Annotated in this window: 9 protein-coding genes; 4 read left to right on the forward strand and 5 right to left on the reverse strand. The window is 55.1% G+C overall.

Going from position 1 to position 14,441, the window contains the following annotated elements; genetic code table 11:
* Positions 1 to 268: 268 nt before the first annotated feature.
* Positions 269 to 3,712 carry a HEAT repeat domain-containing protein gene (locus FH603_RS22205; protein ID WP_186740132.1) on the reverse strand — a complete coding sequence of 1,148 codons (3,444 nt, stop codon included), beginning with the start codon at positions 3,710 to 3,712 and terminating at the stop codon, positions 269 to 271.
* 428 nt (positions 3,713 to 4,140) lie between these two features.
* On the opposite strand from FH603_RS22205, the gene FH603_RS22210 reads away from it, so the two are divergent.
* The 3 genes from FH603_RS22210 (at position 4,141) to FH603_RS22220 (ending at position 8,350) form a co-directional block, all read left to right on the forward strand.
* Positions 4,141 to 5,838: a M28 family metallopeptidase gene (locus tag FH603_RS22210; protein WP_186740135.1), complete on the forward strand. Its 1,698-nt coding sequence runs from the start codon at positions 4,141 to 4,143 to the stop codon at positions 5,836 to 5,838.
* A gap of 3 nt (positions 5,839 to 5,841) precedes the next feature.
* Positions 5,842 to 7,140 (forward strand): APC family permease, encoded by a 1,299-nt coding sequence (locus FH603_RS22215; RefSeq protein WP_186740137.1) that lies wholly within the window; start codon positions 5,842 to 5,844, stop codon positions 7,138 to 7,140.
* Between the two features lie 82 nt (positions 7,141 to 7,222).
* Positions 7,223 to 8,350: an LLM class flavin-dependent oxidoreductase gene (locus FH603_RS22220; protein WP_186740139.1), complete on the forward strand. Its 1,128-nt coding sequence runs from the start codon at positions 7,223 to 7,225 to the stop codon at positions 8,348 to 8,350.
* A gap of 102 nt (positions 8,351 to 8,452) precedes the next feature.
* On the opposite strand, the gene FH603_RS22225 is transcribed toward FH603_RS22220, so the two are convergent.
* The 4 genes from FH603_RS22225 to FH603_RS22240 are packed head-to-tail and all read right to left on the reverse strand — an operon-like array spanning position 8,453 to position 13,479.
* On the reverse strand, positions 8,453 to 10,078 hold the full coding sequence (locus FH603_RS22225; RefSeq protein ID WP_186740141.1) for a carboxylesterase/lipase family protein: 1,626 nt from the start codon (positions 10,076 to 10,078) through the stop codon (positions 8,453 to 8,455).
* Between the two features lie 36 nt (positions 10,079 to 10,114).
* Positions 10,115 to 11,680, reverse strand: a complete 1,566-nt coding sequence (locus FH603_RS22230; RefSeq protein WP_186740143.1) for a carboxylesterase/lipase family protein — start codon at positions 11,678 to 11,680, stop codon at positions 10,115 to 10,117.
* A gap of 8 nt (positions 11,681 to 11,688) precedes the next feature.
* Positions 11,689 to 12,588 carry an alpha/beta hydrolase gene (locus FH603_RS22235; RefSeq protein ID WP_186740145.1) on the reverse strand — a complete coding sequence of 300 codons (900 nt, stop codon included), beginning with the start codon at positions 12,586 to 12,588 and terminating at the stop codon, positions 11,689 to 11,691.
* Positions 12,589 to 13,479 carry an alpha/beta hydrolase gene (locus FH603_RS22240; RefSeq protein WP_186740147.1) on the reverse strand — a complete coding sequence of 297 codons (891 nt, stop codon included), beginning with the start codon at positions 13,477 to 13,479 and terminating at the stop codon, positions 12,589 to 12,591.
* A gap of 145 nt (positions 13,480 to 13,624) precedes the next feature.
* Between FH603_RS22240 and FH603_RS22245 the strand changes: the two genes are divergently transcribed.
* The gene (locus FH603_RS22245) at positions 13,625 to 14,362 is read left to right on the forward strand and encodes an NUDIX hydrolase (protein ID WP_186740150.1); all 738 of its coding nucleotides are present in this window, start codon (positions 13,625 to 13,627) and stop codon (positions 14,360 to 14,362) included.
* Positions 14,363 to 14,441: the final 79 nt, after the last annotated feature.

The following is a 14,441-nucleotide window of genomic DNA, read 5'->3' on the forward strand; positions in this document are numbered from 1 at the left end:
GGTAGGCCCGTAAAGCGCCGTAGGTGCGACCTAATCCAGTTCAGTTAGGTCGCACCTACGGCGCTTTAGACAGGATAGGAGCGCTAACAGCTATTGACAGGTCGCCCTTACTGGGCTAGCTGACCAAGGCTGGAGATCGACCCAGACAATACGTTCCCTGACCCAATGCCACGCCCCCGCAGATGTGCCGGAACCAGGCCGCTTTTTGGGTAAGGTTTTCCCGAAGTATAACGATTCGTTAAAATTCGGGATGACTCATGTTTCTCGATTACTTTTTGCTCGACTCTCTCTCGTCTTTCAGCGTAGACAGGAAGCTGACTACATCCCGTATTTCCCGTTTCGTCAGCAGGTACTTCATATCAGGCATACTGGAAGGAGCATTGGTCCGTTTGCTGATCTGATCCTTTCGAATGACAGCATCCGGCTGGTCGCCCACTTTCATGATTACCTCCGTGGCTGTTTCATTCTGGACGATCCCGCTCACGATTTTGCCGTCTTTCAATTCCAGCGTAGCCGATCCGAAACCCGGGGCAAGCCGGGCACTTGGGTTAATGACAGCCTCCAGCAACTGCTCGTGCGATAATCGGCTGGCCACACCGTTCAGGCGGGGACCGGCGTTGCCGCCCAGGTCATCGTAGGAGTGGCACCGGATGCACTGCGCGGTCTGGTGACGAAAGAAAATCCGCCGGCCCTGCTCGGGTTCTCCCCCCGACAGACTTCCCTGGTAAGAAGCCAGCAGATCATCGGGCGACAGTTTACCGCTGATGGCTTTGTGGCGGGCTATCAATGGGGCCGAGTGTGTACTGGCAACCGCTTCTTCCAGTTCCAGACCAATCTCGGCGGGCAGCGTTCGAGCCGCCATTTTTGCCAGCAACTGATCGAAAACGGGCTGGGTATTCTTGATCGGCAGCGTCCCCAGGGTCAGCAGGGCGGCTTGTTTTTCTTCGGTGGTACGGGTGTTGATCACGTCCGACAGCAGGGAGACCATTTTGTCTTTAGCCATCGCCGTTTTACCAACCAGATCGAGCGCAGCAACCCGTACGTTCTTCTCACTGTCAGACAGCGCCTGTTCGATTGCCTTACCAATTTCCTTCGAGTTCAGCGCGGCCAGTGCCCGCAGGGCTTCTACCCGCACACTGACGTCCGTATCATTCTTCAACCGGCCGAAAAGCTCATCTTCGGCCTGTGTCAGTTTAAGTTTGCTCACCGCTTTCACTGCACTCATCCGCAATGGCCGTTCTGAGTGAGACAGCAGCTTGATGTACGTACCGGCCACGCTGCTTTTGAGCGCAACCGGGTCCCGAACGATCTCCCGCCGGTACCGACCATCGACCCGGTCCAGCACCGACGGTTTGGCCCAGGTACTGAGGGCATCCATGGCTTCGGCCCGCATGGCAACCGGACTACCTTCCTTGTTGGCATAGGCAATCAGCTGCTTCATTGCTTCGGGCGTTCCAACCCGCAGGTTGGCGTTGATGGCCCGGCGAATCAGCGGTTCATTCGTAAAGCGCGTCGTTACCAGTACGGTCCCCAGAGCAGGCAGCGCTGCGGGAATGGAATGATCATCATTGATAGCCCGGGCGGCTTCAGTTACCACAAACTCATCGCTGTCGGCCAGGAAAGCCGTTATCCCGGGGTCGCTCATGCGCCGTAGTGCGACGACCGCGGCAATTCGTACGCCTTTGGATGGGTGTTTGGCTAACGCCACGACCGGTTCGGCCTTACCGATTCGCGCCAGCGCCAGACTCCCCGCATGGCGAATAAAAGCGTCCTCGTCGTTGTTGGCGGCCAGCAACTCGATAATTGGCTGGATAGCGGGTTCGTAGGCAATACGGCCCAGTGCTTCAGCAGCAAAAAACTGGGCACGTGCGTTGCGGTCTTTCAGGAGGGGAACCAGCGCAGAGCCCGCTTCCTTGTAGCGAATGTCGCCCAGCCATTTAGCCGCCTGCGCCCGAATTTCGGGATCGGTATCCTTCAGCAACGGCATCAGGAGTTGTGCGTTCTTTTTATCCTTTCTGGCCAGCTGGCTGATCCCCCAGATGCTATGTACCCGCGCCAGCTGGTTGTCTGTCTGCCGCAGACTGGTCGAGAACACCGCGGCCCCTTTGGCACCCCGTTTCACCAGTTCGAACTGGGCCTTTTGCCGAACCCGCATATCCGGATTCTTCAGGTAGTCGCCCAGCTCATTCTCTGTATTGCTGGTAAATTTCTGCGCCAGCAATTTTTTTGTTAGCTGGCGTTCGGCCGAAACATTGCCCGCTTTATCATCCAGCTTCCAGATACGGCCATAATCTTTGGCGTCCCATCCGTTGATCCAGTCAGCAACATACATGGCTCCGTCGGGGCCAAAGTCGATGCCGGTGGCCAGCACGTTACCCAGTATTTTTTTCTGTTCACCCAGTTCGAACGACGCGCCTTTGGATTTAAGCTTGAACGCATGGATACCTGAGCGGGCCGGACTTCCAACGAATTCCGCAATGAAGAACATGTTCCGGTAGGCGGGACTCAGCGCCGTGCCCGGATTATAAAGCATACCCGACGGACCACTTACGAAATTGGCCAGGGTAGGCGTAAAGTAAGCCGCCTGCCCCTCAAAGCGGGGTTTGTACATCCCTTCGTCCATCCAGACTTTATACGGGTTGTTGTTCGGGTCGCGGTATTTACCGTACTGCCAGTTGCTGCGCCAGCCCGTATCCGAACCATTGACAATGTACACCAGCCGTTCTTTCTCGCCGGGGTGGTCGCCATCGTTGTCTTCGCTGATCAGGTTCGCATATTCATCGAACACAAATTCGTGCGTATTCCGGACGCCGTGTGCAAACACTTCAAAGTCACTGCCATCCGGGTTCGACCGAACGATGACACCGCTGTTGGCATAATCCAGCTTCTTCCCGTCGGGGGTTTTGCCATTGAACCCAATGTCGCCGATCTGCCAGTAGATTTTACCGTCAGGACCCATTTCGACCCCCGACATACCATGACCGCCAAAGCCGACATGCACACCATACCCATGTGACAGGGATGTTTTCTTGTCGGCGATACCGTCGCCGTTCTTATCCCGCATCCGCCACAGGTCGGGCGCAACCGCTACATACAGATCGTTGCCGTCTACCAGAACGCCCCCGGCTACGTCGGTCACCTCGTCGTGAAAATCGTTGACCACCTCTTGCGATACATCGGCGACGCCATCGCCGGAGGTATCTTCAAGCCGAAAGACCTGCTCTTTCTCAACGGTCATATCGCGCCAGTCGTGGGAGCCATCGCCGTTCATATCTTTCAGCCATTCGTTTTTCTTGCTGTTAGCGGGCGACAGAACACGGTGCAGGAAAGCCCGTTTGTCTTCGATCGTTTGCAGGTGGTTCGATTCGATTTCCCAATCCTGATGACTCCGAATGTCAAATTCGGAGTTCTTTTGCCGGTTGGTACGGGTATAATAAATCCGGCCCATATCATCGATATCGATCGCGATCGGATCGGCCACCAGCGAGTCGACACCCCACAGCTTCAGCGAAAGTCCTTCGGCCAGCTCGGGTGTTACCAGCGTCTCGATCGACTTCGCCAGCGCGGCCGCTTTTTCGGGGGCCATCCGTTTTATTCGTTTACCAATTGGATCATCCTGAAAGCCAACCAGCACCAGAATGGGTGTGATTACCAGCGCGGAATACCAGACTAATTTTCCAGGTTTTAGTAAGGTTGTACTAAATTTTTTCATGCGAAATACAGGTTTCAAAATCAATTATCGGGTCAATGGGTCAGGTCCGAAAACGCAGTAATTGACCTGCGCCCTTACCGGCGTTTACTACCAGTAATATAGGGGATAAAACGGCTTTTCTACTTACTGTGCAGCGCATTTGTTTACAGGCTGCACTGGTTACTTACCTGTGTCCCCGGCATTGAACAATCCTAAACGATTGTGACCCTGTACGGCAACAGCCGGCCGGGTGTATCCTGGACGGCCACGTCCGGGTGTAACTTGATTTTTCTTGCCCGGACGTGGCCGTCCAGGATACTCACGCCGGTTGATTAGATAAAATTCATCCTATACTCTAAACGCCTGAACAGTTTCTATGCCACAAACCGGCTAAATTGCCTGACGGGAAACCAACCGGTATGAAATCCTTTTTAAAAAAACAGCCTCCAATGTTTCTTCATCGACTTTTAGTGCCCCTTACCTCAGCTTTTTTTTCAGTCGTAATTAATCCACTTTTCGCTCAATCAAAGCCATCGGATATACCGACTATCTCCGCCGAAGCCCAGACCACGGCCCGCAGCGTCCGGCCCGAAGCCATCGAAGCTCACATGCGTTACCTGGCCGACGACAAACTCCAGGGACGTAAACCCGGCACTCCGGGTTTCGAGATGGCCGCTCAGTATGTTGAAAAGCAATTCAAAACGCTGGGATTCAAACCAGGCGTAACAACATCAGCGGGGCAGACCTACCGGCAGGCCGTTCCACTCCGTCGGGCACAGGTTCGCGAGGAAGGCAGTACGATGACGCTTATCCGGGATGGCGTCGACCTCGACCTTACCTACGGGAAAAACTACACCTTCACCCCTAATTTCGGCCAGCCCACCAGCGAGGTATCGGCTCCGGTCGTGTTTGTCGGTTTTGGCGTATCGGCTCCTGAACTGGGCTACGACGACTATGCCGGTATCGACGTTCGCGGAAAAATAGTAGCCTGTTTCAACGGTGCTCCGGCGGCCTTTCCATCGAACCAGCGAGCCTATTCCGGGTCGGCTAAAGCAGAGGTGGCCGCGTTACGCGGGGCGGTCGGTCTGATCACCTTCAGCCTGCCCACCGACGTCCGCGCCCGCATCGAATCGAATTCGCCACGCAACCGCCTGCCTATCTACCGATGGACGAATGCCAGCGGAAAGGCTCAACGGACGTTTCCGCAACTGAAAGTGGTTGCTTCGCTGGGTGACTCCACCGCCCGATCGTTGTTCGACGGGGCGACAAAATCCTTTGAAGAAGCCCGCAAAGCGGCCAATCAGAGCCAGCCTCAGGCGTTTCCGCTGCCGTTGTCGGTACGGGCCCGTACACAAACCGATCTGAATGACGGGCTCGTGGGGCAGAACCTCGTTGGCTTGCTGCACGGTTCCGACCCGAAGCTGAAGGATGAATATGTCGTTTACGTGTCGCACCTCGATCACCTGGGGATTACCCGCCCCGTCAAAGGCGACTCGATCAATAACGGCGCACATGACAACGCATCAGGGGTGGCTATCAACCTGGAAGCGGCCCGCCTGTTTGCGTCGTTGCCTAAACACCCGCGACGGTCCATCCTGTTCGTAGCCGTAACCGGCGAGGAAATGGGCTTGCTCGGCTCCGACTATTTTGCCAGTAACCCAACCGTTCCGAAAGAGAAAATTGTAGCCAACCTGTGTCTGGACATGCCGTTTTTCTTTCACCCGCTCCTCGACATCGTTCCCTACGGTTCCGAACATTCGAGTATGAAAGGGGCGGTTGAGGCAGCCGCTCAGTTTGTCGGGGTCAAGATCGTGAAGGACCCCATTCCGGAGCAATCCGTATTTATGCGCTCCGACCATTTCAGTTTCGTCCGTCAGGGCATTCCGGCCATCTACATCAAAAGCGGCTCTACCACCGGCGACGACCGCGACGGCACCCAGCTAAACCTCGACTGGCGCGCCACCGTTTACCATACCCCGAAAGACGACATGAACCAGCCTTTCGACTGGACAGCGGCCGCCCGGCATGTGCAGCTACAATTTCTGATTGGGTATCTCACGGCTCAGGACAATGCCCGTCCCATCTGGAATCCCGGCGACTTTTTTGGTACCAAGTTCAGCGCGGCATCGGCCAGCAAACAGAACTAGAGATTGGCACACACCACCAATTCATCCCCTACCCTGCTGCGTGGCATCGGGCGGTTCGACTTCATCGCGCTCATCATCAATATTACCATTGGCGCGGGAATCCTGGGCCTACCGGCCAAGCTGTATACGCTGGTCGGGACCTGGAGCCTGCTAGCTTATGGGATGAGCGCGCTCGTCGTGACACTGATCATCCTGTGTTTTGCCGAAGTGAGCAGCCGGTTCAGCGAAACGGGAGGCCCTTACCTCTACGCCCGCGTCGCTTTTGGACCATTGATTGGCTTTGAGGTCGGCTGGTTGTTCTGGCTCTCCCGCATTGCGGCCTTTGCGTCTATCTGCAATCTGTTCGTTAATTATGCCTCACTCCTCCGGCCCCAGCTGGCCGGTGGCTGGGAGCGCATCGGCCTGATGGTAGCACTGGTGGCCAGCCTGGCGTTACTGAATTACATTGGCGTGCAGCGGTCGGCACGGATCAATACCATCTTCACGGTCAGTAAGCTTCTGGTTATTGGCCTGTTTGCCGTAGCTGGCTTGTTTTTTATCGATACAGCAGCCTTCTCATTACCTCCCCTACCGGCCTATTCTCCGTTTTCACAAGCCGTTTTGCTGCTCATTTTCACCTTCTCGGGCTTCGACGTGGCCACCATCCCGTCGGGCGAAGTCCAGCAACCCCAGCGAACGGTACCGCTTTCGCTGCTGGTGGCCATTGGAACGGTAGCCCTGCTGTTCATTGCGGTACAAATCGTCTGTATCGGCACGCTTCCCGATCTGGCCCGGTCGGAACGGCCACTGGCCGATGCTGCCCGGCAGTTTATGGGACCTGCCGGGGCGGTGTTCATTACCGTTGTGGCGCTGCTGACAGCGCTGGGCACCCTTCACGCCCTGATGCTGACCGGGCCACGGCTCCTGTTTGCCATGGCCGAACAGAAACAACTTCCCGGCTGGCTGGCCAAGACGCATCCGCGTTTTCGGACACCGGCACTAGCTATTTTCATAACAGCCACCCTTCAACTGGTTCTGGCCATAACGGGCACCTTCCTATATGCCCTGACGCTGAGTACGCTGATCCGACTCGCCTATTTTGCGCTTACCAGCGCAGCCGTGCCGGTCCTCCGGGCTCGGTCTGACGTGCCGCCGGCCCGGTTCAAACTCATTGGAGGCCGGTTGATTTCAGGACTGGCGGTGTTGCTATGCATCTGGTTGCTGAGTAATAGCTCGGGCCGTGAAGCACGGGATGTGGCCATAGCCGGGGGTGTTGGATTCATTATTTTTGCGCTCATGAACCGTCGGCAACGGCCATCCTGATTGTGTCGGTATGAGAGAAAAAGGGGTGCCGATATCACTTTCCACGGGCTCCTTATCTCCTGAATCAGTTAAATTACTTATCATGCTTCATTCCCCTATTCAATCAGCATCCGTCCGAACGCCCCAGCGCATTTGCGAAGTGTCGTGGTTTTCTGACCTGTGCGGAGAGGATACCGAATTTCTGAGTGTTCGGGACCCGACCCTCAGTACCTTCGAGCACTGCCGTTCAATAGCCCTGACCGCCGACCGGCTGGGTTTTAATAATTTGCTCCTGCCAACATCGTATATGGTGGGTCAGGAGGTTATTCCGTTTGCCGGGGGTGTCGCCCCCGATTTGCAGCAGATCAGCCTCCTCACGGCTATCCGCTGTGGCGAACTCCATCCGCCTATGCTGGCCCGCACGCTGGCCTCCCTCGACCACATGCTCAAAGGCCGGCTGACCATCAACATTATCAACTCCGACCTGCCCGGCTACCGCGAAGAGGCCGACTTCCGCTACCAGCGCTGCGCCGAAACCATCCAGATCCTGAAACAGGCCTGGACAAGCGACCGCATCGAGCACGACGGACCTGTTTACGGTAAAATCAGTCTGGATACAGGACCCGTCAAACCTTTTCAGCAGAATGGGGGGCCACTGCTTTATTTCGGGGGGACATCGGATGGCGCGCGGGATGTATGCGCCCGCTACTGCGACGTGTTCCTGATGTGGCCCGAAACGGAAGAAATGCTGTTTGCCACGATACAGGACGTTTCCGAGCGGGCGGCCCGGTATGGGCGAACCATCGATTTTGGCCTTCGGATACACCTGGTTGTACGGGAGACAGAGGCCGAAGCCCGTGCCTGGTCGAACCGGCTGATGTCTAAATTTGATCCTGTGCGGGGAGCGGCCCTCAAAAATGCGTCGCAAAGTGCCTGGTCGCTGGGCGTTAAGCGGCAAAACGAACTACGACTGGAAGCCGATATGGATGGTTATGTAGAGCCGCTCCTCTGGACCGATATTGGCAAAGCCCGGTCGGGGGCGGGCGGTGCGCTCGTTGGCAGCGCCGACCAGATCGTTGAAAAGATCAACCGGTACATGGACATGGGTATTCGGGCATTTATTTTTTCGGGCTACCCCCTGATCGAAGAAGCGGAGTATTTCGCCCGGCTGGTTCTTCCCCGGCTACCAACGGCGTCGATGCCGGTTGTTCAGGGCCGCATACCGGCATAAACACCAGCGTCGGCGGGGCTCTGATCACAACGCCTGAACACCAAACCGGCCCGTTGTCTGGTAGAACAACGGGCCGGTTTGGTGTACGAAAAGCTGGGTTACCTACAACGGCTTTCCGCTGGCGATCTCCAGCAACTCCTTGTCGTGGTGCTTTTTTACCTGGTTCACCGTGTCGAAGATCATCGTCGATCCTGTTTCGGCGGTGTATACCGGCCAGGTAGGTAACCCTTTATGGTTTGGGTTGCCGGTCCGGGCAAACGCGATCCAGGCACGGCTCATTTTATCGGCCAGCGTGTGGGCCTCTTTGCCGCCCCCTGTCATTTCCTCACACCGGCTGATGTTGTCGAACACAAAGGGCAACTCCATACAGTGCATGGATTTATAAGCTCCATCCAGCACCGGCGACTGCCAGCTAAACAGGTAAGCATATACCGGAGCCGCACCCGCAACTGCCTTTTGACCAGCCTGCCGGATGGTACCCGTCCGGAACATGATATCGAAATCGATATAGTCCGACGGTTTCACGGTTTCCGGGTAGGCTTTCTTCACCGCGGCCAGATACGCTTCGGTTTTGTCGCCGTATTTCTTCTGCAAATTTGCTTTGGCAGCGTCCATCGACAGGTCGCGTGTGCCGGGCATGAATGGGGCAAACTCGTTTTTTGTCGACCCCACCAGTAGGGGAATATTTTTCGATAACGCCATGGCAGCAGGCTCCGTTAGCTGATAGGGCAGGAACGTACCATCGTGAATGGGCCCCCAGCCCAGGCCGAAAGTAGGACGGCCTTCGGCTTTCATGCTTTCCCCTACTTTACGCAGGGCTTTTTTACCTGCTTCGTTCAGCCGCTCGTACGAGATCTTTTGCAGCGAGTCGACCTGACTGGGTTGAAGATTCAGTTCGGCCAGCAGGGCCGCGCTTACTTTTTTCGCCAGATCACTTTCTGTAAAACTCGTCAGGTAGCTCCCACTCTGTACGATAGCCTTATGGAAGAGTCCTTTGGCCGATGGCGCGTTCATGAGGCTGGTAACTTTAGCACCCCCACCCGACTGACCAAAGATGGTTACGTTATTGGGATCGCCCCCGAACTGATCGATATTCTGTTTGACCCATTGCAGGGCCGACACGAGATCCATCAGACCCGCGTTGGGCGAATTTTTGTATTTATCGCCATAGGCCGACAAGTCCAGAAAACCGAGCACGTTGAGCCGATGATTGACCGTCACGACCACCACATCGCCCTTTTTGGTCAGGTTTTCACCATCGTAAGACGGTAATTCGACCGACGATCCACCCGTAAACCCGCCCCCATGCAACCATACCATGACGGGTCTTTTCTGAGCCGCCGTCAGCTGGGGCGTCCACACGTTGAGGCTCAGGCAATTTTCATTGGTGTAGCCCCAGTCGTGATGAAAGGGGAACTCGAACTCGTCATTCGTGGATGTCGTCACGTCCATTGGGCAAACGGGCCCGTAGGTCATCGAACTGCGTACACCCGTCCAGGAGTCCGGCTTGGTAGGCGCTTCGAACCGATTGGCTTTTGCGTAAGGAATCCCTTTGAAGGTGAAGGTTCCGTTGTGAATATATCCCCGAACCTGTCCCGACTCGGTGGGTACGGTGGCTATACTCTTGCCGGCCATAATTGGCGTTACGGCCGCTTTTTGGGTTTGCCCAAGGGCTAGTGCTGGTAAAAACAGCACACTCAACCCGAACAAAATGGTATTCGATTTCATAGAAATGCAGCGTTGGTTGGTTATTGAGGTAATTGGTTATTGTTTTTTGAGTTTGGCCGTGAGGAAATCCAGCGAGGCCGCATCGGGAAGGGGCTCGGCCTCAGCCTTGTCGCCCAGCATCATAATCTGTTTCTCCTTCGTTCCGTAGACTGGCCATTTTGGCAAACCAGCCCCATTGGGATCGCCCGTTTTGATGAAATTTGCCCAGTAGGCCGACATGATCCGGGCTAGTTCCTCGTCTGTCTGGTTCAGGGGCCGCAGCTTATGATCGATGAACCGCAAGTTGTCATACGCATAAGCGACTTCGCCGGTGTGGAAAGCACCGTATTGAGCATACTCACCCGTAGCGGGTAGTTTCCGGGTAAAGCGATAGACAAAGGCCTTTTTTCCCTGGCTGCTCTGCACGTTGGCCCAGGTATAATTCTGCGCCCCAAAGATCATATCCCGCGACAGATTCTGTTGGGACACAACGGCTTCAGCCTCGGTAGTAGCCGGGTAGTGCGACAGAAACGTCGATGCGTCGGCACCGTACTGTTGCTCCATCTGTTTCCGGTAATCGGCGGCATTTTTCAGGGGACCGGCCATGAGTCCTTCGTTTTGATTCCAGCCCGTCAGCAGGGTTATGTCATTCTGTTTCCGGGCCGCAAAAAGGCTGGCTATCGTTTCGGGCAGTACATAGCCATCGACAATGGGGCCACGCATGCCTTTCGCTTTTTGCAGGATGTCGTCGGCAGGCAATGCTCTCAATTCAGACAGGGATGCAGCTCCCAACGACTTCATGACGGTCAGGCCGCTGGCTTCGGCCTGCTGAAGGCTGGGCTGTGGGTTGAGAAAACTGGCTCCACTCTCGGCAATGGCTTTAGTAAACAGATTTCTCGCCAGTGGCGAAGCAACCAGGCAATTCACACTCATCGACCCGGCCGATTGTCCCGCAATAGTCACATTGGCGGGATCTCCACCAAAAGCCGCTATATTTTGTTTCACCCACTGCAGGCCTGCTACCTGATCCATCAATCCATAATTCCCCGATGCCCCTTTGCCCGACTCACTGGTCAGTTCGGGATGGGCGAAGAAGCCAAACGGCCCGACGCGGTAGTTGACGCTGACAAAAACGACACCCTTCTTCGCCAGTGCTTCGCCATCGTAGATAGGAACACCACTGCCTCCACTCGAAAATCCGCCCCCGTAAATCCATACCAGCACCGGCATCTTTGCCTTGCCCGATGATGGCTGATGCTTGCTCCACACGTTCAGGTACAGGCAGTCTTCGCTGATCGGTCCTTTGGGAATGAGAAACTCGTCGCTCCACATACTGAAGGCGGCCGGTTCAGCCTGCATCGGACTGGGCCCGAAGGCATCGCATTTCCGCACACCAGACCACGACCTGACCGCCTGGGGTGCCTTCCAGCGCAGGGCACCAACGGGCGGGGACGCAAAGGGTATACCGCGAAAAATCTGAATATCTCCGTCCTTGTTAAGGGTGCCCGATACCAGACCGCCACTGACTTTCAGGGGAGCCGGATCACGTAAAGCGGGTGTGAAGGAAAGAATCGCCGAAGCCAGGAACAGGGCGGTGCCCAGGAACAGTAGGGTTGTTTTCATGAGGGCAGTTAAGGAATAGCTACTCCGTTTGCTTTCAAAATCTTGCTAAAAAACAGCAACTGGTAGGGTAATGCGTTCTCCCAGTAGTCCCACGTATGCCCACCCGGCCGTTCGATGTAATCGTGGGGCGTTTTGTTGCCCAGTAGCCGACGGTGCAGATCACGGTTCGTCTCGATCAGGAAATCGTCTACGCCAATGTCGAAGATGAGAGGCAGGTTGTTCGCTTTCAATGTATCGGCTAGTGTTACCATCGTGTAGCCCGGATAGGGAGCCTCCCCTTCTTTAACAGGACCCAGCAACCGGCCAAAATTCTCCATCCGCAGTTTGGCGAAATCAGCCGCCACTTTCCAGGTCGAGGTGTTGATATTCATCACGCCACTCATACTACCGGCAGCGGCATAGCGGTCGGGGTGCCGACTCGAAATAAACATCGCGCCATGCCCTCCCATCGACAAACCCGCAATTACCCGCCCTTTCCGGTCGCGAACGGTACGGTAGGTGTTGTCGATTTTATCGATCAGTTCGTTGGCGATAAAGGTTTCGAACTGGCTGGTTTTAATCAGCGGACTATCGAAATAGTAGCTTGTTGGGTCCCCGTCGGGCGTAACGATGATTACGTTATACTGGTCGGCTAACCGCTGTAGCAGGGTTTTGTCAGGTGTTTTTGTGAGCCAGTCCCGAAAACTACCGGAGCCGCCGTGGAGCAGGTATAATACCGGATAGGATGGGGCAGCTTTCCGTTTTTTACTTTTATGGTAGCGCTCCGGCAGCACGACGGCCGCGCGCAGCGTCCGGTTCATAGCCGCACTGGGTACGTCCAGCGTGTCGACGCTGGCCGCATAGACCTGGAACGAAAACAGCCAGACCAGACTGATCAGGAGAAATTTGCCAGCGTGTTTGCTCATCATTTATTGGGAAACAGTACCGTTGGCTTTAAGCACATTGGAGAAGAACAGGATATGGTTCGGCAACGAATTCTGCCAGTAATCCCAGGTGTGGCCACCGGGCCGTTCGGTGTAGTCGTGATCGATTTTGGAGTAGACCAGCCGGCGGTGGAGTTCGCGGTTGGGTTCAATCAGGAAATCGTCGACACCACAGTCTATAATCAGTTTCAACCCACTGGCTTTAATGGTTTCGGTCATATTGACGACGGAGTTAGCGGCATACAAATCGGGCATTGCTCCCCGAGGCCCCAGAATCCGTGTAAAGCCGGGCTCTATTTGTGTGGCAAACTCCGGGGTTATGCGCCAGTTTGCCGTGTTCAGATCCAGAGCACCACTCATACTTCCTGCGGCACAAAACAGGGCGGGATTGCGCGCAGCCAGGTACAGCGCCCCGTGCCCGCCCATGCTGAGTCCGGTAATAATCCGACCTTTGCGGTCATGGATGGTCCGATACGTGTTGTCAATTTTTTGGATGACTTCCTTAACGATGTATGTTTCGAACAGGTTATCTTTCAAAATCGGACTATCCAGGTACGCGCTCAGTCGATCACCTTCGGGGGTTACAATGATCAGATTATACTGGTCGGCCAGCTTATGAAGCAGTTTCTTATCCGGCGTTTGGGTAAGCCAGTCGCTAAACTGCCCACCGCCCCCGTGGAGCAGGTAAAGCACCGGATAAGCTGTCTTTGCTTTTATCGAACTGGCCGACTGATACGAATCAGGGACAATGACAGCAGCCCGCATGCTCCGCTTCATAGCCGCGCTGGGTACATCGAGCGTATCGACTTTGGCGCAGAAGGCTGATAGTGGCAACGTTAACAGACCAGCGAAGGCAAGTAAACGAGAAAGAATCATTGACGAACAGGTAGTTTTGTGGTGATTGTGACGATACTAGATAGAAAGGCAAAAGAGAGATAGTAACAAGCTCGATTACCTTTACGTCAAAAGTACGTAAAGATTTGCCGCCACAGAAGGCTTACCGAATTTTTTGCAGAATTATATGATCGATTATAACAATCCGGCCGTTCGTTATTACCAGCAAGTCTCTGACGAGTGTATTCATTACCTATCCATCGATGGGGTAATCTTCGGCTTTCACCAGAATCAGCTGAATGTTTTGCTCCTGCGCTGGAAAGGAACCAACGAATGGAGTCTGCCGGGCGGGTTCATAAAAAAGAAAGAATCGGTAGATGAGGCCGCTCAGCGGGTTATGCAGGAACGGACAGGGCTGGACAAACTTTACCTTCAGCAGTTTCACGTTTTCGGTGAGGCTACCCGCTACGACCAGGAAGAGACCTGGCGGAAAACAACCATACCCCTTCAACACATCAAGTGGTCGGAACGGACAATATCGCTGGGGTACTATGCGCTGGTAGAGCATTCAAAAGTTGTTCCTTCCCCTGATTTCCTGACCGACGAGTGCCGGTGGTGGCCCCTGAATGAGATCCCCTCCCTCCTCTTCGATCACAACCACATCATCGACGTGGCTATTCAGTCGCTTCGGAAACAACTTACCGATCAGCCAATCAGCCATCTGTTACCCGAAACATTTACGATACCCGAACTTCAGCGGCTGCACGAAACCATTTTAGGCTATCCCCTCGACGCCCGTAATTTCTACAAAAAGGTTATGGCTTCGGGCACCCTCGAACGACTTTCTGAACGGCGGGCGGGTACTCCCCACAAAGCGCCCTATCTATATCGCTTTGCCGGAACCGGACATGACGCTGTCGGTTAAGCATACCCGGAGTCGATCCGGACCCGTTCCGGGCAATGCAGGGATTGCTGGTAGGCGCATTTTGCTGGTTGATATACAG

Source organism: Spirosoma utsteinense, from assembly GCF_014282275.1.
GTDB classification, from domain to species: domain Bacteria; phylum Bacteroidota; class Bacteroidia; order Cytophagales; family Spirosomataceae; genus Spirosoma; species Spirosoma utsteinense.

What these genes read in the sequence shown, in the direction of transcription:
- FH603_RS22205 (WP_186740132.1), bottom strand. Translation starts at nt 3,712, where the DNA reads ATGAAAAAATTTAGTACAACCTTACTAAAACCTGGAAAATTAGTCTGG.
- FH603_RS22245 (WP_186740150.1), top strand. Translation starts at nt 13,625, where the DNA reads ATGATCGATTATAACAATCCGGCCGTTCGTTATTACCAGCAAGTCTCT.
- FH603_RS22210 (WP_186740135.1), top strand. Translation starts at nt 4,141, where the DNA reads ATGTTTCTTCATCGACTTTTAGTGCCCCTTACCTCAGCTTTTTTTTCA.
- FH603_RS22240 (WP_186740147.1), bottom strand. Translation starts at nt 13,479, where the DNA reads ATGATTCTTTCTCGTTTACTTGCCTTCGCTGGTCTGTTAACGTTGCCA.
- FH603_RS22225 (WP_186740141.1), bottom strand. Translation starts at nt 10,078, where the DNA reads ATGAAATCGAATACCATTTTGTTCGGGTTGAGTGTGCTGTTTTTACCA.
- FH603_RS22220 (WP_186740139.1), top strand. Translation starts at nt 7,223, where the DNA reads ATGCTTCATTCCCCTATTCAATCAGCATCCGTCCGAACGCCCCAGCGC.
- FH603_RS22235 (WP_186740145.1), bottom strand. Translation starts at nt 12,588, where the DNA reads ATGATGAGCAAACACGCTGGCAAATTTCTCCTGATCAGTCTGGTCTGG.
- FH603_RS22230 (WP_186740143.1), bottom strand. Translation starts at nt 11,680, where the DNA reads ATGAAAACAACCCTACTGTTCCTGGGCACCGCCCTGTTCCTGGCTTCG.